Source organism: Rhizobium sp. FY34, assembly GCF_005222845.1.
Classification (GTDB): Bacteria; Pseudomonadota; Alphaproteobacteria; order Rhizobiales; family Rhizobiaceae; genus Neorhizobium.
Genome location: NZ_STFZ01000008.1, coordinates 173,581 through 197,131, shown reverse-complemented (window position 1 = coordinate 197,131; position 23,551 = coordinate 173,581). Strand labels below are relative to the sequence as shown.

24 protein-coding genes are annotated in these 23,551 nt (G+C 60.8%); 11 read left to right on the top strand and 13 right to left on the bottom strand.

Features of this window, described 5'->3' with window-relative positions:
• Positions 1-115: 115 nt before the first annotated feature.
• From E8M77_RS23850 to dnaN, 7 genes are all read right to left on the bottom strand, one after another.
• A complete protein-coding gene (locus E8M77_RS23850) occupies positions 116-280 on the bottom strand; it encodes a hypothetical protein (protein WP_170975773.1) in 165 nt (54 codons plus the stop codon).
• A 232-nt stretch (positions 281-512) separates the two neighbouring features.
• Positions 513-1,493: a complex I NDUFA9 subunit family protein gene (locus E8M77_RS07140; protein ID WP_137129933.1), complete on the bottom strand. Its 981-nt coding sequence runs from the start codon at positions 1,491-1,493 to the stop codon at positions 513-515.
• Between the two features lie 155 nt (positions 1,494-1,648).
• Complete coding sequence (locus tag E8M77_RS07135; protein ID WP_137129932.1) at positions 1,649-1,936, bottom strand: DUF1330 domain-containing protein; 288 nt, start codon at positions 1,934-1,936, stop codon at positions 1,649-1,651.
• Positions 1,937-1,968: 32 nt separating this feature from the next.
• On the bottom strand, positions 1,969-2,661 hold the full coding sequence (gene pyrF / locus E8M77_RS07130; protein ID WP_137129931.1) for an orotidine-5'-phosphate decarboxylase: 693 nt from the start codon (positions 2,659-2,661) through the stop codon (positions 1,969-1,971).
• Positions 2,661-3,260, bottom strand: coding sequence for a histidine phosphatase family protein (locus tag E8M77_RS07125; RefSeq protein WP_137129930.1), 600 nt, complete (start codon positions 3,258-3,260; stop codon positions 2,661-2,663). Before E8M77_RS07125 ends, pyrF begins: the two co-directional genes overlap by 1 nt.
• A gap of 16 nt (positions 3,261-3,276) precedes the next feature.
• Entirely contained in the window at positions 3,277-3,870 is a 594-nt protein-coding gene (pmtA, locus tag E8M77_RS07120) for a phospholipid N-methyltransferase PmtA (RefSeq protein ID WP_137129929.1), read from the bottom strand.
• A 118-nt stretch (positions 3,871-3,988) separates the two neighbouring features.
• The gene (dnaN, locus tag E8M77_RS07115) at positions 3,989-5,107 is read right to left on the bottom strand and encodes a DNA polymerase III subunit beta (protein ID WP_137129928.1); all 1,119 of its coding nucleotides are present in this window, start codon (positions 5,105-5,107) and stop codon (positions 3,989-3,991) included.
• 307 nt (positions 5,108-5,414) lie between these two features.
• On the opposite strand from dnaN, the gene rsmI reads away from it, so the two are divergent.
• The 8 genes from rsmI (at position 5,415) to E8M77_RS07075 (ending at position 13,846) form a co-directional block, all read left to right on the top strand.
• Positions 5,415-6,326 carry a 16S rRNA (cytidine(1402)-2'-O)-methyltransferase gene (gene rsmI / locus E8M77_RS07110; protein ID WP_137129927.1) on the top strand — a complete coding sequence of 304 codons (912 nt, stop codon included), beginning with the start codon at positions 5,415-5,417 and terminating at the stop codon, positions 6,324-6,326.
• On the top strand, positions 6,316-6,684 hold the full coding sequence (locus tag E8M77_RS07105) for a YraN family protein (RefSeq protein WP_137129926.1): 369 nt from the start codon (positions 6,316-6,318) through the stop codon (positions 6,682-6,684). The genes rsmI and E8M77_RS07105 overlap by 11 nt, the downstream gene beginning before the upstream one ends.
• A gap of 127 nt (positions 6,685-6,811) precedes the next feature.
• Positions 6,812-8,128 (top strand): sn-glycerol-3-phosphate ABC transporter substrate-binding protein UgpB, encoded by a 1,317-nt coding sequence (gene ugpB, locus E8M77_RS07100; protein ID WP_137129925.1) that lies wholly within the window; start codon positions 6,812-6,814, stop codon positions 8,126-8,128.
• Between the two features lie 76 nt (positions 8,129-8,204).
• Entirely contained in the window at positions 8,205-9,089 is an 885-nt protein-coding gene (gene ugpA, locus E8M77_RS07095; protein ID WP_137129924.1) for a sn-glycerol-3-phosphate ABC transporter permease UgpA, read from the top strand.
• A 9-nt stretch (positions 9,090-9,098) separates the two neighbouring features.
• Positions 9,099-9,947: a sn-glycerol-3-phosphate ABC transporter permease UgpE gene (gene ugpE, locus E8M77_RS07090; RefSeq protein ID WP_137129923.1), complete on the top strand. Its 849-nt coding sequence runs from the start codon at positions 9,099-9,101 to the stop codon at positions 9,945-9,947.
• 1 nt (position 9,948) lies between these two features.
• Positions 9,949-11,052 carry a sn-glycerol-3-phosphate import ATP-binding protein UgpC gene (locus E8M77_RS07085; RefSeq protein ID WP_137129922.1) on the top strand — a complete coding sequence of 368 codons (1,104 nt, stop codon included), beginning with the start codon at positions 9,949-9,951 and terminating at the stop codon, positions 11,050-11,052.
• 100 nt (positions 11,053-11,152) lie between these two features.
• The gene (gene gshB, locus E8M77_RS07080) at positions 11,153-12,103 is read left to right on the top strand and encodes a glutathione synthase (protein ID WP_137129921.1); all 951 of its coding nucleotides are present in this window, start codon (positions 11,153-11,155) and stop codon (positions 12,101-12,103) included.
• Positions 12,104-12,313: 210 nt separating this feature from the next.
• Complete coding sequence (locus tag E8M77_RS07075) at positions 12,314-13,846, top strand: YifB family Mg chelatase-like AAA ATPase (protein WP_137129920.1); 1,533 nt, start codon at positions 12,314-12,316, stop codon at positions 13,844-13,846.
• Positions 13,847-13,887: 41 nt separating this feature from the next.
• Here E8M77_RS07075 and E8M77_RS07070 read toward each other — a convergent pair whose 3' ends face one another.
• A complete protein-coding gene (locus tag E8M77_RS07070) occupies positions 13,888-14,499 on the bottom strand; it encodes a LysE family translocator (RefSeq protein ID WP_137129919.1) in 612 nt (203 codons plus the stop codon).
• Positions 14,500-14,645: 146 nt separating this feature from the next.
• Positions 14,646-15,104 (bottom strand): dUTP diphosphatase, encoded by a 459-nt coding sequence (gene dut, locus E8M77_RS07065; protein ID WP_137129918.1) that lies wholly within the window; start codon positions 15,102-15,104, stop codon positions 14,646-14,648.
• 111 nt (positions 15,105-15,215) lie between these two features.
• Between dut and E8M77_RS07060 the strand changes: the two genes are divergently transcribed.
• Complete coding sequence (locus E8M77_RS07060) at positions 15,216-16,799, top strand: peptide chain release factor 3 (protein WP_137129917.1); 1,584 nt, start codon at positions 15,216-15,218, stop codon at positions 16,797-16,799.
• Positions 16,800-16,826: 27 nt separating this feature from the next.
• Here the strand turns inward: E8M77_RS07060 and betC are convergent, their stop codons facing one another.
• Both betC and E8M77_RS07050 read right to left on the bottom strand, forming a co-directional pair.
• Positions 16,827-18,341, bottom strand: coding sequence for a choline-sulfatase (gene betC / locus E8M77_RS07055; protein ID WP_137129916.1), 1,515 nt, complete (start codon positions 18,339-18,341; stop codon positions 16,827-16,829).
• A gap of 30 nt (positions 18,342-18,371) precedes the next feature.
• Positions 18,372-19,322, bottom strand: coding sequence for a choline ABC transporter substrate-binding protein (locus E8M77_RS07050; protein ID WP_137129915.1), 951 nt, complete (start codon positions 19,320-19,322; stop codon positions 18,372-18,374).
• Between the two features lie 95 nt (positions 19,323-19,417).
• Between E8M77_RS07050 and E8M77_RS07045 the strand changes: the two genes are divergently transcribed.
• Positions 19,418-20,329: a LysR family transcriptional regulator gene (locus E8M77_RS07045; protein WP_137129914.1), complete on the top strand. Its 912-nt coding sequence runs from the start codon at positions 19,418-19,420 to the stop codon at positions 20,327-20,329.
• On the opposite strand, the gene otsA is transcribed toward E8M77_RS07045, so the two are convergent.
• Together otsA and otsB are read right to left on the bottom strand one after the other, a co-directional pair.
• Positions 20,278-21,702: an alpha,alpha-trehalose-phosphate synthase (UDP-forming) gene (otsA, locus tag E8M77_RS07040; protein ID WP_137129913.1), complete on the bottom strand. Its 1,425-nt coding sequence runs from the start codon at positions 21,700-21,702 to the stop codon at positions 20,278-20,280. The two genes, E8M77_RS07045 and otsA, sit on opposite strands and share 52 nt — an antisense overlap.
• Positions 21,703-21,741: 39 nt before the next feature.
• A complete protein-coding gene (gene otsB / locus E8M77_RS07035) occupies positions 21,742-22,479 on the bottom strand; it encodes a trehalose-phosphatase (protein WP_246659159.1) in 738 nt (245 codons plus the stop codon).
• Positions 22,480-22,755: 276 nt separating this feature from the next.
• Here otsB and E8M77_RS07030 point away from each other — a divergent pair, with 276 nt between their 5' ends.
• Positions 22,756-23,550: a class II glutamine amidotransferase gene (locus E8M77_RS07030; RefSeq protein ID WP_137129911.1), complete on the top strand. Its 795-nt coding sequence runs from the start codon at positions 22,756-22,758 to the stop codon at positions 23,548-23,550.
• The last annotated feature ends 1 nt before the right edge of the window (position 23,551 follow it).

The following is a 23,551-nucleotide window of genomic DNA, read 5'->3' as shown; positions in this document are numbered from 1 at the left end:
TTCGCCCATTGGGCGTCTGTCAGTACAAAACGATCCATCCAAAGCGTGAATCACATTCGCGCTGATTTGTGAATCCCCACAGACCCTAAAGCTCTGGCCCTGTCCCCAATTGTAATTAGCGCAGAACATCCTTGTGGATAGAACCGGTGCTGCACGGATCGACGCCATAGGCCGGCGCGCAGGCGCCCTTGTTTGCTGCAACCGTGCTCGGCGCCATGAAGGAGCCTGCAAGAATAACCAATGCCGCACACGCAAAAAACAGTGCGATGGACTTGCCCATGGAGGAGTGCCTTTCGGGAGATGAAATAGGATTCACGGTGCCAACAGTGTAAAATGAGGAGGCTGCGGTTTACGAGCCGACGCCCTATAATTCAATAGAGCATCTTGCTGAACCGGGCGTTAACGGCAACCTGTGGATGACTGCGTCTTTTGTGTCACATTAGGAAATGTGAAGACAGGCGGGGCGTGGCCCTGCCTGTCACATCGGCGATATCGCAAGGGATCAGAAAAGATCAGGCAGCCTTGCCGCTCTTGGTGAACTGGCCCTGAACGCGGTACTGCACCAGATAGGAAGCCAGGATCGATGACACGAGTGTCGGGCTGATGCCGAGGCCTTCCAGCGTGCGGCCTTCCCTCTTTGCCGTCTCCGAGACGACATTGTCCTTCTTTAGCAGCGTCACCTGGTCGCCGGTGAGCGGCGGCGTGATGAGTGGCACTTTGGCGGCAATGCGACCAATCAGCGAGGCAATGCCGAAAGGCAGCGAGACGAAGGCGCGCTTGCGATAGGTCACCCGCAGAACCTCTTCGAGACACTGCTTGAAGGTCAGCACTTCCGCGCCGCCCAGCTCGTAGATTGCGCCGGGCTTTGCCTTGCCATCCACGGAGCGGCCGACAGCTTCCGCAACGTCTTCGACAAAGACCGGCTGGAACTTGGTGTGGCCGCCGCCGATCAGCGGGAGGAACGGCATTGTGCGTGCCATATCGGCAAACTTGTTGAAGAAATTGTCTTCCGGCCCGAAGATGATCGACGGGCGCAGGATCACCGCATCCGGCAGCAGCGACAGAATGGCGTCTTCCGCGCGGCCCTTGCTGGCGGCATAGGTAGAATCAGACTTGGCATCGGCACCGAGGGCCGAAATATGGGTAAGCTTGGCGCCTGCCGCCTTGGCGGCTTCGGCCACGGCCTTGGCGCCGAATTCCTGCACGCTGTCGAACGAGTTCTTGCCGCTTTCAAACAGAATGCCGACACAGTTGACGACGAAGGACGAGCCGGCGACGGCCTGATCGATCGAGTTGCGGTAACGCAGATTGGCCTGCACCAATTGGATCTGGCCAACATAGCCGAGCGGACGCAGGAAGCCGGCTAGATCCGGACGGCGCACGGCGACGCGAATCCGGTAACCGCGCTTTGCCAGCGCCCGAACCACATGCCGGCCGACAAAGCCAGAGCCCCCGAACACTGTGACGAGCGGCGGAATGTTGGACAGGGTCATGGGGATGCTCCGAAAGCCTGGAAGGGTCGATATCTACTGTCTCTAGCCCAATCCTTGCCCGAGGTGAAGTCTTAGCCGCTGCGCTGCGACATCAGACATCGGCAAAATCGCGGGCAAAATTGAGAAATGACAACCGTGTGGATCGGCTGGTGGCCTCAAGCGCCTTCAACGACGACGAGTTCGCCATCTGCCGCCTCTTGGCGGATCTTTGCTGCGATCTGATATTCGGGCGAATGGAAACAGTCGATGGCGTCTTGCGCCGAGGCAAACTCGATCACCACATTGCGGGCGCGGGCCGTCCCTTCAAGCTCGGTTGCCGGGCCGCCACGGGCCAGAAACAGGGCGCCGTATCGGTCAAAGGCCGGCTTTGCGGCAGCAACATAATCCTTGTAGCGCTCCGGGTCTTTCACATCGATCCGGGCAATCCAGTATCCCTTGGCCATCCTCGTCTCCTCTTTGATTGTGTCTTTTGAATTCAAACTGCCTGTTGCATCTCGGCCAGAATGGCGCGGGCAGCGGAAAGCGGATCGGCGGCCTTCACGATGGGGCGCCCGACGACCAGATGGCTGGAGCCTGCCTTCAGCGCATCAAACGGGGTAACGACACGCTTCTGGTCGCCGGCGTCTGAACCTTTCGGACGAATGCCGGGGGTGACCACGGCCATATCCGGGCCGACGATCTTGCGCACGGCAGAGGATTCCTCGGCCGAGCAGACAATGCCGCCCATGCCGGCGGCCCGCGCCTGTTCGGCGCGTGTCAAAACCAGCGTATGCGGGTCGTATTCATAGCCTGCCTCGCGCAGATCGGCATCGTCCATGGAGGTCAGAACCGTCACGCCGAGCAGGCAGAGGTTCGACCCCTTGGCCGCGGAAACGGCGGCTCGCATTGCCTTGGGGTAGGCATGCAGGGTGAGCATGGAGACACCCATCTTGACAATGTTTTCCACACCGCTTGCCACCGTGTTGTCGATGTCGAGCAGTTTCATGTCGAGAAAGACCTGTTTTCCCTCGGCCACCAGATCACGGGCAAATTCCAGCCCGCCGGCAAAGACCAACTGGTAGCCGATCTTGTAGAAGGAGATGTCGCTGCCCAGCGTGGCCACCAGCTTTTCAGCCGCAAGAACCGTTGGAACATCGAGCCCGACGATCAGGCGGTCGCGTGGCGTCATCATCTGTCTCCTTGCCAGAATTCCATGGGCGTCCAGTCGCATGTGAGGCGGCAATCGACAAGAGTGGTGGCAAGCGAGAATGCGAAAAGATTGCCCCCGCCGCCCGGCTGGTCGCGGTCTCTCGCGATCGGCGCACCGCTCCGGTAGCATTTCAGCAGCGTGCCCACCCCGCCATGGCCAATAAAGGCGATGGGGAGTGCCGGATCGTGATCGCAGAGAACGCGTGAAACGGCTTCGACGATGCGCGCCTGCGCATCCTGTGCGCGCTCCCAACCATTAAAGCTGTCTGCCGGATTGGCAAAGAACCAGTCGGCTGCTGCCTCAAACGCCGGCGGCGGCAGGAAGCCGGTCGCCGAGCGGTCGTTTTCATGCATGGCCTCATCGATCTCGGATGTGACCGATGCCGCCTCGGCAAGGGTTGCCGCCGTCTCGACGGCCTTCGTCTCGCCGCTGGAGACGATGCGGGCGAGGCGCCGCACCCAGGGTGCCTGTGCGGCCTGTCGTGCCCGTGCCAGCCCGACATCCGACAGGCCCCAGTCTGGAACCGGAACCGCGGGATCGATGTTCACCTGGGGATGGGTGATGTAGACGCCAAACATCGGCAGGCAGCCTTCGTCAGGGGCGGGTGTAGACCCAGAGCTGCGCCGGGGGAATATTGCGCACGACGAAATCAAAATGCTTGATCTGGTAGCGATCGGGCCGCGCCACGATCGGTGAGATCGGACCATAAGTGATCTGCATCATCGGGCGGCCGCGTGGCATGCGGTCAAGCAGGTCTTCCAGAAGATCGATGCGCTTCTGCATCGGAAAGCTCAAAAGCGGGATGGCGGAGATTACGCAGTCGAATTGCTGGTCGCGGAAATTCCCAAGCGTCTTGTCCAGGTCGAAGGCATCGCCATTGATGAAGTTGACACGGGGAAATGTCTTGGTGAGGTGCTGGTAGAAGGGTGTGGAATATTCCACGGAAACCAGGTTTTCCTGGGCAATGCCCTTTTGAAGAATGGCCTTGGTGATGATGCCGGTGCCAGGCCCCAGTTCCAGAACCGGAAGGCCGGATTGCGGCGTTATGATGCTGGCCATGCGCCGGGCGGTGACGCCGGATGTGGGCAAAATGGCGCCGACACTTTTCGGTCCGTCCATCCAACCCTTGAAGAATCGGATTTCCTCATCGAATTTGCGGCCAAGCCGCTCTTTCAGACGCAACTCCATACATGGTCTCCCGGCGCTCATGGCCTGATGTGATCGCGTCCTGATGACGCAAATTCATGAAAAAATGTCGCATCTAAAATGCGGCAAAAAAAGGGACCGGCGAACCGATCCCTGATCTTTATACCCGCATGGGCATCAATACATAGAGTGCATCATCGCCGGCGGTATCCCTGACCAGCGTGGGCGAACCCGCATCGGCCAGCATGAAAATGGCATCCTCGCCCGATAATTGGGCGGTGATATCGAGGAGATACTTGGCGTTGAAGCCGATCTCCATGGCATCGCTCTCATAGCCGACAGCGACTTCTTCCGTCGCACTGCCGGAATCCGGGTTGTTGACGGTGAGCAGCAGCTGCCCTTCGCTCAGCGCCAGCTTGACGGCCCGGCCACGCTCCGACGAAATGGTCGAAACGCGATCCACCGCGCGGGTGAAGCTTTGGCAATCGACGCGCATTTCCTTGTCATTGCCGGTCGGAATGACGCGCTGGTAATCCGGGAAGGTTCCGTCGATCAACTTGGATGTCATGACGACCTGACCGATGGTAAGGCGGATCTTTGCGTCAGACACCTCGACCGTGACGATAAGATCCGGATTGTCCATGAGCTTCTGCAGCTCGCCGACCGTCTTGCGCGGAATGATGATGCCCGGCATGCCTTCCGAGCCCGAAGGGGCTTCGATATCGGCGCGGGCAAGACGATGGCCATCGGTTGCGACGGAGCGCAGCTTTAGCTGCCCGCCAGCCTCGATCGTGTGGAAGAAGATGCCGTTCAGGTAATAGCGCGTCTCTTCCGTCGAAATGGCAAACTGGGTGCGATCGATCAGCATCTTCAGATCGGTCGCCTTGATCTTGAAGCTATGGCTGAAAGTGCCGGCCGTCAGATCCGGGAAATCCGATTCCGGCAGGCATTGCAGCGAAAACTTCGAGCGGCCGGACTGCACCGTCATACCGGCGCCATCCGGATTGGTGGCCAGACGCACTTCTGCGCCATCGGGCAGCTTGCGCACGATTTCATAAAGAAGATGGGCGGGCACGGTGGTGGCGCCAGCCTGCTCGACCATGGCCGGCAATTCCTCGGTGATCTCCAGATCAAGGTCCGTCGCCTTCAGCGCCAGCTCACTGCCCGATGCCTTCAACAACACGTTGGACAGGATCGGGATCGTGTTGCGACGCTCGACCACGCGATGCACGTGGTTCAGCGATTTCAGGAGGTTGGACCGCTCAAGAGTAATACGCATGGACGCTATCGCTTTCGACCGTACCGGTCCTCACGATGGGACCGTCTGTTCTATTCTTGTCCGTCGGCTGGTCGGACGATGTGGACGCGCAAAATGGCAGACAATTGACGGAAAAGGCAAGGGGTGGTGGTCCATGGCCGGCGCAATTCGCGCAAGCGGCTGGCCTATCGGCCTCGCTATCCACATTTTCTCTATCCCAAACAGGGCGATGCGTGTTCCACATCGCCCTGGGCCATGCCGCCGCGCTTGCTGAATACCCGCCGCTACCCCATAAAGGCCACTTCAAGAAAAAAGGCGACATGACATCGTGACGGAAGACGACAAGGCCTCGAGCCGCACCTATCGGATTGCCAATGTGGCAGTGCCGGCCCGGCCGCTGGAGCCGGCGCTCTATCTGGTGGCAACGCCGATCGGCAATCTGGGCGACATGACGCTTCGGGCGCTGGAAACGCTGGCGGGTGCCGATGTGCTGGCCTGCGAAGATACCCGCGTCACCCGCGTTCTGCTCGACCGTTTCGGCATTACCGGTAGGCCCTATGCCTATCACGAGCACAATGCCAACGAGGTGGGGCCAAAGCTGATCAAGGCGCTGGAGGAGGGAAAATCCGTGGCGCTGGTCTCTGATGCCGGCACGCCGCTGGTCTCTGATCCGGGCTATCGGCTGGGGCAGCTGGCGATTGAGGCGGGCCACCGGGTGGTGCCGATCCCCGGCCCCTCGGCGCCGCTGGCGGCCCTTGTCGGTTCCGGCCTGCCTGCCGATGCCTTCCTGTTTGCCGGCTTCCTGCCGGTGAAGGAAAAAGGTCGCCGCGACCGGCTGGCGGAGCTTTCGAAAATCCCCGCAACCCTGATCTTCTTTGAATCGCCGCATCGCATATCCGATACGGTGCGCATTGCTGCTGACGTGCTGGGACCTGCGCGGGCCGCCTGCGTATGCCGCGAACTGACCAAGACATTCGAGGAATTTCGCCGCGGCACGCTGGGCGAGCTGTCGCTCTATTACGACGACGAGCGTATGGTGAAAGGCGAGATTGTTCTCGTCATCGGCCCGCCCGCCTTCGACGATATTCCGGCCGCCTTGGATGTGGATATCATGTTGCGCGAACTGGCCCTTTCGATGCCGGCGACGAAAGCGGCCGCCGAAGCGGCACGGCTTACCGGCCTGTCACGCAAGGATCTCTACCAGCGGCTGATCGAGTTGAAGGATGACGATGGCGGCTGAGGACAGAGGCAGGCGACGGCGCAGGGCGGAGCGCTACGGACGGTTGTCCGAATATGTCGCGGCCGGTTTCCTGATGATCAAGGGCTACCGCATCCTTGCCCTTCGCCACCGCACGCCGATGGGGGAAATCGACATCATTGCTCGTAAGCGCGATCTGGTGATCTTCATCGAGGTGAAAGCGCGTGCCCGCTCTGCCGATGCGGTGGATGCCGTGGGTGGTGCCACGCAGCGGCGCATTCGCGATGCAAGCGACCTCTGGCTGTCGCGCCGCCGCGATGCCCATCTCCTGTCACAGCGATACGATATCATTGCCGTGCAACCCTGGCGTTTTCCGGTGCATATCCAGGATGCATTTTGACGGGAAAATGCATGGCTGTGCAATATCGGCTGTTCCTGTAACCGGGACGTCATAAATCCATCAAGGACCTGTCACACAAGACCGCTAATCCACCCTCATCCAAGCCAATGGAAAAGAGGGACGATCCATGTTCAAGAAGCTTAGCCTGGCGGCTGCCGCACTGGCCCTGTCTGCCTCCGCATCGTTTGCCGCGACTGAAGTCACCTGGTGGCACGCCATGGGTGGCGAACTCGGCAAGAAGCTCGAGGAAGTCGCCACCAAGTTCAACGAAAGCCAGAGCGAATACAAGGTCGTCCCGGTTTACAAGGGAACCTATCCGGAAACCCTGACGGCTGCCATCGCCGCGTTCCGCGCCAACCAGCAGCCGGCCATCGTACAGGTTTTCGAAGTCGGCACCGGCACGATGATGGCCGCCAAGGGCGCCGTCTATCCGGTCTACAAGCTGATGAAGGATGAAGGCGAAGCCTTCGATACCAAGTCCTTCCTGGCGCCCGTCGTCGGTTACTATTCCGATACCAGCGGCAACATCCTGTCGCTGCCCTTCAATTCTTCCACGCCGATCATGTATTACAACAAGGACGTCTTCAAGAAGGCTGGCCTTGATCCGGAAGTCGCCCCGAAGACTTGGAAGGAAGTCGAGGAGTTTTCCAAGAAGATCGTGTCCTCCGGCGCTGCAAAATGCGGTTTCACCTCGGCCTGGATCACCTGGGTTCAGACGGAAAACCTGTCTGCTTTGCATGACAAGCCGTTCGGCACGCTGGCAAACGGCTTTGGCGGCACGAGCGCCGAGTTCAAGTTCAATGGCGACCTGCAGATCAAGCATTGGGCAAACCTGAAGAAGTGGCAGGACGAAGGCCTCTTCAAGTATGGCGGCCCGGTGGGCGGCGATCAGGCAGCCACCATGTTTTACGCCCAGGAATGCGCCATCACGATGAACTCGTCGGCTGGCCGTGCAGGCGTCATCAACAATGCCAAGACCTTCACGCCGGGCTTTGCCCCGCTGCCTTACTATGACGACGAGATCAAGCAGCCGAAGAACTCCATCATTGGCGGCGCAACGCTCTGGGTTCTGAACGGCAAGGACAAGGCCACCTACAAGGGTGTCGCCAAGTTCTTCTCCTACCTGTCCAAGCCGGAAGTCCAGGCCGACTGGCACCAGTTCACCGGCTATCTGCCGATCACCAATGCCGCCTATGATCTGGGCAAGAGCCAGGGTTACTACGCCAAGAACCCCGGTTCGGACATTTCCATCGAGCAGATCACCCGCGGCACGCCTTCGGACAATTCCAAGGGCCTGCGTTTTGGCAACTTCACCCAGGTGCGCACCATCGTGGATGAAGAATTCCAGTCGCTGCTGGCTGGTAAGAAGGACGCCAAGCAGGCTCTCGACAGCGCCGTTGAGCGTGGCAACAAGCTGCTGCGCGAATTCGAAGCCGCCAACTGATCGCCTTTGACATGATGGGAGGGCCGGCATCTGCCGGTCCTCCTTATCGTTTGTTCGGCAACTTCCGGCGGGCATTATGGAAACGAAAAAGACAACCTTCAACAACCGCCTGCTGCCCTATCTGCTTCTGGCGCCGCAGCTTTTCATCACGCTGGTCTTCTTCATCTGGCCGGCCGGCCAGGCGGTCAAATCCTCCTTCGAGCGGGAAGACCCTTTTGGCCTGTCGACGAGCTTTGTCGGGCTATTGCATTATCAGCGGCTTCTGGTTGATCCGAACTATCTCGATGCGCTCATCCGCACCGGGGTGTTTGCGGTTGCCGTTACCGCCCTTTCCATGCTTCTCGGGCTTGCCTTTGCCGCCGCCGTAGACCGGTTGACGCGCACCGGACGCATCTACACCACGCTGCTTGTGTGGCCCTATGCCGTGGCCCCGGTCGTTGCCGGCGTGCTCTGGTGGTTCCTGTTCAACAGCACGACCGGCCTGATGCCCTTCGTGCTGGAACGCTTCGGAATCGACTGGGATCATGATCTGAACGGCACGCAGGCGATGATCCTCATCATCATTGCCGCTGCCTGGAAACAGATCTCCTACAATTTCCTGTTTTTTCTCGCAGGCCTGCAATCTGTGCCGCAATCCTTGATGGAAGCGGCCGCCATTGATGGCTCCGGCCCGGTCAAACGCTTCTTCACCATTGCCCTGCCGCTTCTGTCGCCCACCACTTTCTTCCTGTTCATCATCAACGTGAACTACACGATGTTCGATACCTTTCCGATCGTGGATGCAACGACGGTGGGTGGGCCGGCACAGGCGACGACCACGCTCGTCTACAAGGTTTACCAGGATGGCTATCTGGGTCTCAACATCGGCTCTTCCTCTGCGCAATCCGTGCTCTTGATGCTGATCGTCATGGTGCTGACCTTCGTGCAGTTCCGTTATGTCGAACGCCGCGTGCAGTATTGAGGACCGATCATGGTTGAAAACCGCCCTTTCCTGACCTTCCTCACCCACGCTTTCCTGATCCTCGGTTTCGTCATCGTGGCGCTGCCGGTCTATGTGGCCATCATTGCCTCCACGCATGATGTCGCAACCCTGATGAGCAATACTGTGCCGCTCTGGCCGGGGTCGCATTTCATCGAGAATTACAGCGAGATCCTCACTGGCGCGTCTGCGGCAAACGGGCTGCCCAACTATTCGCACATGGCGCTGAATTCGCTGGTCATGGCGGTGGTCATCACCGTGGGCAAGATCACGATTTCGATCCTTTCTGCCTTTGCCATCGTCTATTTCCGCTTTCCCTTCCGCCAGCTGGCCTTCTGGATCATCTTCGTGACCCTGATGCTGCCGGTCGAGGTGCGCATCATGCCGACCTACAAGATCGTTGCGGATCTCGGCATGTTGAACTCCTGGGCGGGGCTTACCATTCCGCTGATCGCGTCTGCCACCGCCACATTTCTGTTTCGCCAGTTCTTCATGACGGTGCCCGATGAAATGCTGGAGGCGGCGCGCGTGGATGGTGCCGGCCCGATGAAATTCTTCTGGGATATCCTCCTGCCGCTGTCGCGCACCAATATCGGTGCGCTCTGCGTCATCCTCTTCATCTATGGCTGGGTGCAGTATCTCTGGCCGATGCTCGTGACCACCGATCCCGGCTATTACACGCTGATGATGGGCATGAAACGCATGGTGACCGTGCAGGACGGCGTCATCCAGTGGCAGCTGGTCATGGCCGGTGCCGTGCTGGCCATGCTGCCCCCCATCCTCTTGGTCATTTTCATGCAGCGGCTGTTCATCCGCGGCCTGACAGAAACGGAGAAGTAACATGGCTGGCATCACAATCGCCGGTGTGTCGAAAATCTATACGGGTGGCGTGAAGGCGGTGAAATCCGTCTCCATCGACATTGCCGATGGCGAGTTCATCGTGCTCGTCGGCCCATCCGGCTGCGGCAAGTCCACGCTTCTGCGCATGGTGGCCGGGCTGGAAGCGATTTCCGAGGGCGAGGTGTCGATCGGCAATCGCGTCGTCAACCGCATGGAGCCCGCCGAGCGCGACATCGCCATGGTGTTCCAGAACTATGCGCTTTACCCGCATATGACCGTCTACCAGAATCTCGCCTATGGCCTGAAAAACCGCGGCACGCCCAAGGCCGAGATCGAGGCGCGCGTGGCGGAAGCCGCCCGCATGCTGGAGATCGGCCCCTATCTGGAGCGCAAGCCGCGCGCCCTGTCCGGCGGCCAGCGCCAGCGCGTGGCCATGGGCCGCGCCATTGTGCGCAAGCCGGCTGCCTTCCTGTTCGATGAACCGCTGTCCAACCTCGATGCCAAGCTGCGCGTATCCATGCGCGGCGAAATCAAGCGGTTGCAGCGCAGGCTCGGCACGACCTCCATCTATGTCACGCATGACCAGCTGGAAGCCATGACGCTGGCTGACCGGTTGGTAGTGCTGAACGGCGGCGAAATCGAGCAGATCGGTTCGCCGCTCGAGGTCTATCACGCACCGGCCTCCACCTTTGTCGCAAGCTTTATCGGCTCTCCGGCGATGAACCTCGTCTCCGGCGAACTGCATGGCGACAAGCTGGCGATTGGCCCGGCGCTTATCGATCTGCACGGCAAGGCGCCGGCATCCGGCCCGGTCACTGTCGGGCTTCGCGCCGAAGATCTGCATCTGGCGCGTCCGGGCGAAGCGGCCTTCGCCTTCAAGCTTGATTACATCGAGGAACTGGGGGCGCAGCGCCTGGTGCATGGCCATGTGGGCGACCAGTTGCTGACTGCCTCGCTGCCCACCGAAATGGACATTGCCGACGAACTGATGCTGGCAATCGATGCAGACCGGCTGCATTTCTTCACGACAGCCACGGGAAAGCGTATCGGCGACGGCTACGCTGCCAGAACCCCGCAGGCCGCCCGCCAGGTGAGCCACGCCTGATCCGGCCAGTCCCACCGGGGTCCGTCTTCGAAGGCGGACCCCGTTGCCATCACCGGCGCGCCGTCCTACATCAGGCAGGCAAATTGACAAGGGACAGGGTATGGCCAAGATCCGCACAGTCGCGTTCCAGATGGACCACGTATCGAGCATCAACATCGCCGGCGACAGCACGTTTGCCATAGCGCTGGAGGCGCAGGCGCGCGGCTACGAACTCTTTCATTATACGCCCGACCGGCTGAGCATGCGCGACGGCCGCATCTTCGCCGCTGTCGAGCCGATGGCGCTGCGCGATGAAAAGGGCAATCATTTCACGCTGGGCGAGCGTCAGCGCATCGATCTGTCGACGCTGGACGTGATCCATCTGCGCCAGGATCCGCCGTTTGACATGGGCTATATCACCTCCACCCATCTGCTGGAGCGGCTGCACCCCAAGACACTGGTGGTGAATGATCCGGCCTGGGTGCGCAATTCACCCGAAAAGATTTTCGTCACCGAATTTGCCGATCTGATGCCGGCAACGCTGATTTCCCGCGATACGGGGGAAATCGCCCGCTTCCGTGACGAGATCGGCGATATCATCCTGAAGCCGCTCTATGGCAATGGCGGGGCTGGCGTCTTCCATTCCGCCCGCGACGACCGCAACTTCACCTCGCTTCTGGAAATGTTTTCCCAGATGTATCGCGGCGAACCCTATATCGCGCAGGCCTATCTGCCGGCGGTGCGCAAGGGCGACAAGCGCATTCTGCTGGTGAACGGCGAGCCGGTGGGCGCCATCAATCGCGTTCCGGCAGAGCATGATGCGCGCTCCAACATGCATGTGGGCGGCCGCGCCGAGGCTACCGAACTGACGGGTCGCGAAAAGGAAATCTGCGCCCGCATCGGGCCGGCCCTTCGTGAACGCGGCTTCCTGTTTGTCGGCATCGACGTGATCGGCGATTACATGACCGAGATCAACGTGACCTCGCCGACCGGAATCCGTGAAGTAAAGAAGTTCGGCGGCGCCGACGTGGCTGCACTTCTGTGGGATGCAATCGAAGCAAAGCGGGGTTGACCCGGCCATCGCGCCTGTGAGGCGGCGCCGCGGCGCCCCTCTGCTCTTCCTTTGTTCCGAAAATGCAACCGGAAGCCCACTATAGTTCGCGAAAAAGGCGAAATCGTTCGGTAAATGTTCTTGTTTTAGACCTTGGACTGTGCTTGATTGTAGATCTGAAGTCCGACAACCCATGGGGGACGGGCGGACACGAGAGGCGGGCAGGTGAGCATGGTCGCGCGAGTCAATACGGTTGCATTCCAGGGTATCGAGGGCGTGCCGGTCGATGTTCAGGTCATGGTCGGGCCGGGAAAGCTCGGCATGCAGATTGTCGGTCTGCCGGACAAGGCGGTGGCCGAAAGCCGCGAACGGGTGCAGGCGGCCCTGCACGCCTCCGGACTGGCCCTGCCGCCCAAAAGGGTGACGGTCAATCTCGCGCCGGCGGATCTTCCCAAGGAAGGCTCGCATTTCGATCTTCCCATAGCACTTGGCCTGATGGCGGCTCTGGGAGCCATCCCTGCCGATGCGCTGTCCGGCTATGTGGTTCTGGGGGAGTTGAACCTGGATGGAACACTGGCGCCGGTGGCCGGCGCTCTGCCGGCAGCCATTGGCGCCAATGCGCAGGGCAAGGGCGTTATCTGCCCGTTCGACAGTGGGGCGGAAGCCGCCTGGGCCGGCGCGGAGATCGACATTCTCGCCCCGCGCAGCCTGATTGCGCTTGCCAATCATTTCCGCGGTACGCAGGTCCTGTCGCGTCCGCTGCCGGCCGTGCGGGCAGCCCCGGCCAATCTGCCGGATCTTGCCGATATCAAGGGGCAGGAAAGCGCCAAGCGGGCGCTGGAAGTGGCAGCGGCCGGCGGCCATAATCTGCTGATGATTGGTCCTCCCGGTTCCGGCAAGTCGATGCTGGCGGCGCGCCTGCCATCCATTCTGCCACCGCTCTCGGCTGCCGAATTGCTGGAAGTCTCGATGATCCATTCGATTGCCGGCCAGCTTTCCGGCGGCAAGCTATCGGATCGCCGGCCGTTTCGCACGCCGCATCATTCCGCCACCATGGCGGCACTGGTCGGCGGTGGCCTGCGGGCCAAGCCCGGTGAGGCCTCGCTTGCCCATCATGGCGTGCTGTTTCTCGACGAGTTCCCCGAATTTACGCCGCAGGTTCTCGATGCGCTGCGCCAGCCGCTGGAAACCGGCGAATGCGTCATCGCGCGGGCCAATCACCGGGTTAGCTACCCGGCCGTCATCCAGCTGGTGGCAGCGATGAACCCCTGCCGCTGCGGCATGGCTGGGGAGCCGGGGCACACCTGCGCGCGCGGGCCGCGCTGCATGAGCGATTATCAGGGACGCATCTCCGGGCCGCTGATGGACCGCATTGATATCCGCATTGATGTGCCGGCGGTTTCGGCTGCCGATCTCATCCGGCCGCGCCCGGCCGAAAGCAGTGCCACGGTGGCGGCACGCGTGGCGCGGGCGAGAGAACGCCAGCGCCTTCGGTTTGCCGAGGCGGGCTTGGCTGACATTCGCACCAATGCACGCTGCTCGACCGCTCTCATCGAGGATTTTGCCGAGCCCGATGCGCCCGGCCTGCAGCTCTTGCGCGATGCAGCGGAGAAACTGAAGTTCTCGGCGCGTGGTTATCACCGGGTGCTGAAAGTGGCGCGCACGCTGGCCGATCTGGACGATTCAGACAGTGTCGGGCGCATTCATCTGGCGGAGGCGATTTCCTACCGCATTGCCGGTGAGCGGCTGACGGCGGCGGCGTGAACTCCACGGGGAGGGGTTTGGGGCGTGCCGCTCGCCGGGGCTTAGCGTGCAGCGATATAGACGGCTGTGCCGGCTAGGATGCTGGCGGCTGATCGATTGAGCGTCTGCAGCGCGCGGGGCTTCTTGAGGAGGGTGCGGGCGCGCGAGGCGAGCAGGATATAGGGAAGGAGAACCGCCATCAGAACCATGAACGTAATGCCGACCAGCACGCCATAATCGCCAAAGCCGATATCCTGGAGGGGAAGAAGCGTCGGTGCCAGCGCCACGTAGAAAAGCATTGTCTTTGGGTTGCCGAGCGTCACCAGAAGGCCGGAGAGGAAGGACAGGCCAAGGCTCGGGGCGCGTTCAGCCTTGATGTCCTGCGCCAGAAGCCCGGTCGTCCAGAGCTTCCAGGCGATAAAGATCAGATAGGCCGCACCGACATATTTGATGATCAGGAAGGGCGTCGGGAAGGTCTGCGCAACAATGGCAAGGCCGAGAATGACGGCGGTCAGATAGACGAGATCACCCAGGATAAGGCCAAGCCCCATGAAGAAGGTCGGGCGAAAGCCGGAGCCCAAGGCGCGGGCGATAATCGCCGTCATGCCGGGCCCAGGAATGGCAGCCGCGATGAAGAGTGCACCGGCATAGGCAATCATGGCAGTCAGCGTCATCGGTTCCTCCCCGGTTGGCGCAGGCTTAGCGCATGAGAGCCCGGATGAAAACCGGTTTTCTGGCGGCTGCAGAAATCCGCTCTGCGGATGAACTGGCCGGGCGTAAGCAAGGGCAGAGGTATAGCAGGGCAGGGGGAAAAGCTATGTCAGACGCCCGTCGAGCCGAAGCCGCCGACACCGCGGGCAGTATCGCTGGTCGAGGTCGTCTCGATGACGCTGGCCTGCACAACGGGGGCGACGACGAGCTGGGCGATGCGCATGCCGCGCTCGATGGTAAAATCGGCCTCGCCGAGGTTAACGAGCAGCACCTTCACCTCGCCGCGATAATCGCTGTCGATGGTGCCAGGCGTGTTGAGGCAGGTTACGCCATGCTTGAAGGCAAGGCCGGAGCGCGGTCGCACCTGCACTTCGAAGCCCTGCGGGATTTCGAAGATGAAGCCGGTCGGCACCAGGGTGCGGGCGCCGGGGCAAAGCGTGAGCGGCTCCTCGATGGCGGCGCGGATATCCATGCCGGCGGCGCCTGCCGTCTCATAGGCTGGCAGGTCGAGCCCTCCTGCATGCGGCAGGCGGACAAGCTTGAGGGTCGGGCCGATGATGTCGCGCATGGTGCAGTCCTTTTCTCGTTCTTGCGCAGATCATCGCGCATGTTTGCCCGGTCAATTGCATAATCGGCCTGAAATCGCTAGATACGCGGCAACTCAAAGGAATTGCTAGACATGGCCGAAAGCATTGCCGAGGCGGTTTCCCGCCGCCGCACCTTCGCGATCATCGCGCACCCGGATGCGGGTAAGACCACGCTGACTGAAAAGCTGCTGCTGTTCGGCGGTGCCATCCAGCTTGCCGGCGAGGTGAAGGCGAAGAAGGACCGTATCCAGACGCGCTCCGACTGGATGAAGATCGAACGCGAGCGCGGCATTTCCGTCGTCACCTCGGTGATGACCTTCGAATTCGATGGCAATGTCTTCAACATTCTCGATACACCGGGCCACGAAGACTTCGCCGACGATACCTATCGCACGCTGACGGCGGTAGATGCCGCCGTCATGGTCATCGATGCGGCCAAGGGTATCGAGCCACGGACGCTGAAACTGTTCGAAGTTTGCCGCATGCGGGATATCCCGATCATCACCTTCGTCAACAAGATGGACCGCGAAGCCCGCGATACGTTCGAGATCCTTGATGAGGTGGAAGAAAAGCTGGCGCTGGATACGGCACCCATCACCTGGCCGGTCGGGCGCTCGAAGAATTTCTGCGGATCTTACAATCTGGCCAACAATACCTATCGCGGCTCCGATACGCAGGTCGAGCCGACGCCGGTGAACGGGGCCGAGAGCGTTGCCGGTCACCTGCCGGAAAACGAGCGTGCGGCCTTCATCGACGAGCTTGAACTGGCGCGCGAGGCCTGCCGGCCTTTCGATCGCAAGGCCTTTCTCGAAGGTCACCTGACGCCGGTCTTCTTCGGCTCGGCTTTGCGCAATTTCGGCGTGCGTGATCTCATCAATGCGCTGGGTGATTTTGCCCCGCCGCCGCGTGACCAGGTGGCGGATGTGCGAAAGGTGCATGCCTCGGAAGAGAAGATGACCGCCTTTGTCTTCAAGATCCAGGCGAATATGGACCCCAACCACCGCGACCGCATCGCCTTTGCCCGCATCTGCTCAGGCAAGCTGGAGCGTGGCATGAAGGCAAAGCTTGCCCGTACCGGCAAGCTGATGGGGCTTACGGCGCCGCAATTCTTCTTTGCCTCGCAGCGTCAGCTTGCCGATACGGCCTATGCCGGCGACGTGGTGGGCATTCCGAACCACGGAACGCTGCGCATCGGCGATACGCTGACGGAAGGCGAAGCTTTGGTCTTCCAGGGCGTGCCGAATTTTTCGCCGGAAATCCTGCGCCGCGTGCGCCTGGAAGATGCGATGAAGGCGAAAAAGCTCAAGGAAGCCCTGCAGCAGATGGCCGAAGAAGGCGTCGTGCAACTGTTTTCGCCGGAAGATGGCTCGCCGGCCATTGTCGGCGTGGTGGGCGCGCTGCAGCTTGATGTTCTCAAAGAAAGGCTTTCGGGCGAATATACCCTGCCGGTCTCGTTTGAAATGTCGCGCTTTTCAGTCTGCCGCTGGATCTCCTCGGATCAGCCGGCCGATCTTGAAAAATTCTTGACCGTCAAGCGCGGTGATATCGCCCGCGATCTGGATGGCGATCCGGTATTCCTGGCGCAGGATGCGTTTTCGCTGCGCTATGAATCCGAGCGTTATCCCGCCATCAAGATGGTCGCCATCAAGGAATATCAGGTCGCCACGGCGGCCTGATCTCGTCATGAATTTGTGCGCGGGGGCCTATTCCCCGCGCGGAAAACGTTTGTTTTCTTCCAGCACATTCAAATCCATGTGGTTGCGCATGTAGCGCTCCGATGCCTTTTGCAGCGGCTGGTAGTCCCATGGAAAATAGGCGCCGTTGCGCAGCGCCGGATAGACCACCCAGCGGCGTGCCTGGCTTTCGCGCACCGCCTCATCGAACTGCGGCAGGTTCCAGCGGGCAAGCATGGTCGAGGTCAGGCGGGCCAGTGTCTCGGCATGTTCGGGCCTGTCTGCAAGGTTTGTCTCCTCATGCGGGTCAGCCTTCAGATCAAACAGCAGCGGCGGATCGACGTCGCAGAGCGTCAGCTTGAAGCGCCCGTCACGAAGCCCGATGAGCGGCGCAATCGATCCTTCCGCGGCATATTCCATCGGCACGGCAGGGCGGGCGTCACGGCCGGTGGCAAGCGGCGCAAGATCCTCGCCATCCGTCCAGCGGGCAAGCGAGGCGATGTCGATACCGGCAAGGCCGGCCAGCGTCGGCGTCACGTCCAGCGTCGAGACCGGCTGTGTGATCTGCAATGGCTGCCAGTCCGGTGCGGCAATCATCAGCGGCACACGGGCGGAGCCCTCAAAGAAGCACATCTTGAACCACAGGCCCTTTTCGCCCAGCATGTCGCCGTGATCGGAGACAAACAGAACAATCGTGTCATCTGCCATGCGGGTGCGGTCCAGCACGTCGAGAAGTTCGCCGATCTTGTCATCGACATAGGAAATATTGGCGAAATAGCCCTGGCGCGCCCGGCGCACCTCGTCTGGCGAAATGTCGAAGGCACGAAAATCGCAGGCCTCCAGCAGGCGTTTGGAGTGCGGGTCGAGATCCTCGAAGGCGGGATTGTTCCCCGGCGGGTCGAGTTCCGTGCAATCCTCGTACAGATCCCAGTATTTGCGCCGCGCCACATATGGATCATGCGGATGAGTGAAGCTGACGGTCAGGCACCAGGGCTGCTCGTCCTTGCGGCGAGACAGATCATAGAGCTTGGCAGAGGCGTGATAGGCCACCTCGTCGTCATATTCCATCTGGTTGGTAATCTCGGCCACGCCCGCACCCGTCACGGAGCCAAGGTTGTGATACCACCAGTCGATCCGTTCGCCGGGCTTGGTATAATCCGGCGTCCAGCCGAAATCGGCCGGATAGATGTCTGTCGTCAGCCGTTCCTCGAAACCGTGCAACTGGTCCGGTCCGACGAAATGCATCTTGCCTGATAATGCCGTGTGATAGCCGGCGCGGCGCAGATGATGGGCATAGGTCGGGATATCGGAGGCAAATTCCGCTGCATTGTCATAGACGCGCGTGCGGCTTGGCAGCTGGCCGGACATGAACGAGGCTCGCGCCGGCGCGCAAAGCGGGCTTGCCGTATAGGTGTTGGCGAAGCGGACGGACCGCTTCGCCAGGGCTTTGAGATGCGGCGCATGCAGAAAATCCGCGGGCCCGTCTGGAAACAGCGTGCCATTCAGCTGGTCCACCATGAGGATGAGAATGTTCGGGCGGGTCATGCGATTATCCTGCTGCGGTCGTAAATGTGGTTAGAGGCCGAGGCTTTTGGCGACGGCTGCAAGGCCGGGCTTGCCATCCAGCGTCGAGACGCCGGCAAGCCAGGGCTCGATGGTTTTCGGATGCGCCCTCAGCCAGGTCTTGGCTGCAGCCTTTGCATCCTCACCGCCAAGGATCGCTCCCATCAGCTCGTTTTCCATGCCGATTTCGAATGTCATGTTCTTCAGCAGTGTCGCGGCATTCGGGCAGGTTGTCGACCAGCCGGTGCGCGCCAGCGTATAGACTTCAGCCCCGCCAAAATTGGGTCCGAAATAGGCATCGCCACCCGAAAGATAGGTCAGCTTGAACTTGCTGTTCATCGGATGCGGTGCCCAGGCCAGAAACACGATATCGCCCTTGTCGCGACCGGCGCGCTCAACCTGCGCCAGCATGGCCTGCTCGCCCGATTCCACCAACTCCCAGCCCTTCAGGCCGAAATCATTGGCATCGATCATCTTCTGGATATTGGCATTGGCCGGTGCGCCCGGTTCGATGCCGTAGATCTTCTTGTCAAAGCCGTCTGCCAGCTTCTGCAGATCGGCGAAATCCTTGACACCCTTGTCGGCCACATAGCTTGGCACGGCCAGCGTAAACTTTGCGCCTTCCAGGTTCTTCGTCACGACCTCGATCGCCTTGGCGCTGGTCAGGTCGTCGACGAATGCCTTCTGGGCCGGCATCCAGTTGCCGAGGAAAACGTCGATCTCGCCATTCTTCATCGACTGGTAGCCGATCGGCACGGAGAGCGTCTTGACGTCGGCTGTGTAGCCAAGCGCTTCAAGGACCACGGAGGCAACGCCATTGGTGGCGGTAATATCCGTCCAGTCCGGATCAGACAGGCGGATCGTCTTGCAGGCGGCAGGTTCTGCGGCCATGGCGCCGGAGGCGGCGAATGCGGAAAGCATGATGCTGGCCAGAAGCCGGCGTGTACGGCAAGCGGTTTTCATTGCGGTTCCCCTTTTTTATTTGATCTGTTTATGAAACGTTGCGCGATAAAGTCTGTGAAGCCTGATTGTTTTGATGGCAGCCAAAAGGATTTTTTATGGGAGAGCCGAAGCTGGATCTGGGATGGATGCGGGTTTTCCAGGAGGTGGGCCGCACCGGAAACCTGACGCTTGCCGCAGAACGCTTAGGTCTCAGCCAGCCCGCCGTCAGCTACCAGATCCGCCGTATCGAGGAACAGATGCAGGTCAGCCTGCTGGCGCGCCAGCATCGCGGCGTTACGCTGACGGCTCAGGGGCAGATGCTGTTTGAAACTGTGTCGCGCATGGTGGCCGAAATCGATGCTCTGACCCTAAGTTTCCGCCAGCGGCCGCAGCGCCCGGCGGTGCGGCTGAAGACGGACTATGCATTTTCGTCACTCTGGCTGATGCCGCGCATGCATGCCTTTCGCAAGCGCCACCCGGATATGGATATTCAGATCGTTGCGACGCACCGCACGGATCACGAGCTTCCCGAAGATGGCGAAGTGGCGGTGGTGTTCGGCACGCGCGCGGAATTCGAACGGGTCGGGACGCTTCTGATACCTGAGCGCGTCGTGCCGGTCTGCGCGCCGGGCTTTCTTCTGGCCAATGGCCCGCTGCAAAGGCCGGATGAAATTGCCGCTGCCACACTGCTGCATCTCGATACTCAGGGACCATCTCCCTGGTATGATTGGGCGAGCTATCTGAGAGAGCTTGGCACCAGCCATGAACTGTCTGCCGACCAGGGAGAGCTTTGCTTCAATACCTATTCGCTGGTCGTGCAGGCAGCCATTGCCGAACAGGGGCTGGCGATCGGTTGGCTGGGCCTCTTGGATCCGATGGTTTCCGCTGGAATGCTGGTGGAGACCGGGCCGGTGCTGACCTCGCCGGATCGCGGCTACTGGATCTTGCCACCGGCCGAGTGCAAGCCTGAAACCGATCAGGTCTGTGCGTGGCTCGCCCTGGAATTTTCCGGTCCCTCGAGTGGCTGATCGCTGACGAGATCGTCCAGGAATTCGTCGCACCAGCGTTTCACATCATGCACCAGCAGGTGATCCATCATGCCACGCCAGCGCTCGATGCGCTCTTCCAGCCCCATACTGATGGCGCGGGCAATGGCATTGCCGGTGCCTTCCACATCATAGGGATTGACGAGAAGACTACCTTTGAGCGCACGGGCTGCGCCGGCAAATCGCGAAAGCACCAGTACGCCCGGATCTTTCGGGTCCTGGGCGGCGACGAATTCCTTGGCAACCAGGTTCATGCCGTCGCGCAGCGGCGTCACGAGGCCGACTTTGGCCAACCGGTAAAGGCCGGCCAGCACGGGGCGGCCGATCGAGCGGTTGATATAGCGGATCGGCACCCAATCGACGGCACCCAGCGCGCCGTTCACCCGGCCCGCCTGTTCGGCCACCATGCGCTGCATCTGCTCATATTCGGGCACTTCGGAGCGGGATTTCGGCGTGATCTGCAGATAGGTCACCTTGCCCTGATAGGCCGGGTTGCGGTTGATGAAGCTCTCATAGGCATCGATGCGCTGGGTAATGCCCTTGGAATAATCCAGCCGGTCGACGCCGATAATGAGATCGCGGTTTTCCATGCTCTGGCGGGCCTTGCGCACCATTACGCTATTGGCAGCCTTGCGGGCATATTCGGCAAAGGCTGCCGTCTCGATGCCGATCGAATAGAAATCGCCCTTGAAGGTGCGCCCGTTGGAGGTGAAGAGCCCGTCGCCAATGGCATTGCCAAAGCCTTCGCGCACCAGACAGCCGCGAAAATTCTCAAGATCGTGATCGGTCTGGAAGCCGACGAGATCATAGTGCGACAACCCGCGCATGATTTCCTCATGCACCGGCATGGCAAACAGCACATCGGCCGGCGGCCAGGGAATGTGCAGGAAAAAGCCGATCTTGTTCTTGAAACCCATCTGCCGCAGTTCGGCGGCCAGCGGTATCAGGTGATAATCATGCACCCACAAGACATCATCCGGCTTGATGAGCGGTGCCAGGCGCTGGGCAAAGAAGCGGTTGACCCGGAAATAGCCGGCCATTTCCTTGCGGGCATATTCGGCCAGATCCAGCCGATAATGGCAGATGGGCCAGAGCACCCGGTTGGCAAAGCCGTGGTAATATTCCTCCACATCCGTCTTCGTCAGATCGGTCACCGCATAGGTAATGTTGCCGCGCTCGGTCAGGTGCAGCGGCGATGGTTCGCGCGTGCCGCTGGATTTTCCGGACCAGCCCATCCAGACGCCGCCATGCTCTTCCAACGCGGCCTGCAGCGCCACGGCCAAACCGCCGGCGGGCGCTGTGCCGTTCTTTTCCGGCATGGGGACGCGGTTGGAAATCACGATGAGACGGCTCAAGGGGTCACTCCTTCAGGATGCTGGCAGGGTTGGGGCGCTTCAGGATGTTGCGAGCTGCTTCAGGATCGTGCGCAAGGCTTCGGGCGAGGCGAGTGTTTCCTGGGCAGCGGTTTCATCCGTCGGCGCGCCGATGCGAATGGAAAGGCCGCCCAGTTCGTTTGCCGCCTTGAACATGGCCTCGTCCGTCAAGTCGTCGCCGATGGCGATCGGACGGCGCCCGGCAAAGGGCTCTTCCTCCAGAAAGGCGCGGAGCGCCGCGCCCTTGCTGGCGCGGGCGGGGCGGATTTCGAACACCATCTTGCCGCGCTGCAGGGCAAAATCAGAGCCAGCCTCTTCCAGCGCCGAGCGCATCACGGCCTCCAGCGATGATTGCCATTGTGGCGCCTGGCGGTAGTGGGCGGCAACGGCGGCCCCCTTGTCCTCGATCAGAACGCCCGTCCAGTCAGCGGTTACGCGCTGTAGCGATCGCTTAAGGGTCGCAAAATCGGCACTGCAGTCTACGCTGTCCATATGGCCGTTGGCGCGGCGCCGTTCGGCGCCATGCAGGCCGGCAATCGGCAGCAGTAGCGGCTCAAAAAGCTTGTCGGCATAGGAAACGGCACGGCCGGTCACCAGGGCCAGCGCGCCCGAAAGTTTCCCAGAGACCGCCTGCAGATGCTTTGCCAGATCATCCGGCACGACAATGGCGTCCGGCGTCTCTGCCAGATCGATCAGCGTGCCGTCTATATCGAGAAACAGGGCGAAGGCCTGTGGTTCAGCCCGCAAAAGGCTCAGCAAATGCCCATCCGGCTGCAAGGAGTGGGCCTTGCTCTCACGTGATGTGTTGGTCGCGTCCATGACACGGGAAGTAGGCCGGGCTTGCCGGAAGGCAAGAGCAGGTGGCGATTGTCCGTTCGTGGCAGGCCTGCCGCAGCTGTCATGAAAACGACATGAGGCGCTTGCAAGACGCTTGCCGACCGGAAAACCCGTGGTAACGATCGCTTAATTCTTTAGGTCGATCTTTGATATATCGGCCCGCATGGGCGCGCGGAAAAAGTTTGGAGCAGGACAGTCATGTGCCGTTGGGCCGCCTATCGCGGTAATCCGCTGTATCTCGAGGATCTGGTCTCTTCCCCTGCTCACTCGCTGATCGAGCAGAGCCATTGCGCCAGTCGTGCCAAGACCGCCACCAATGGCGATGGTTTTGGCATTGCCTGGTATGGCGATCACCCGGAGCCGGGCCGTTACCGCGATATCCTGCCGGCCTGGTCGGATTGCAATCTGCGCAGTCTTGCCCGGCAGATCCGCTCGCCGCTGTTTCTGGCACATGTGCGCGCCGCAACGCATGGCGCCACCCGGCGCGACAACTGCCATCCCTTCGTTCACCGCAATTGGTCATTCATGCACAATGGCCAGATCGCCGGTTTCGACCGTATCCGCCGGCGCATGGAAGCGCTTTTGTCGGATGAACTGTTCGAAGCACGCAGCGGCACGACAGATTCGGAACTGCTGTTTCTTTTGGCACTGCAGATGGGCCTGGAACAGGATCCGATCGGCGGCATGTCCAAGGCCATCGCCACTGTGGAATGTCTGGCGCGCGAGCATGAGGTCAGTCCGCTGGTGCGCTTCACCGCCGCCTTTTCTGATGGCACCTCGCTCTATGCGGTGCGCTATGCCACCGACAACAGACCGCCGACACTCTATGCAGCGCCCATGGGTGGCAATGCCGGCTATTGCCTCGTCTCCGAACCGCTGAACGATGATGTGGATGCCTGGGTAGAGATCGCCGATGGCAGCGCCATCATGGTGACGGATGCCGGCCTTACCACCTTCTCCTTCGTGCCGCAGGACATGGCGAAGGCGGCATGAT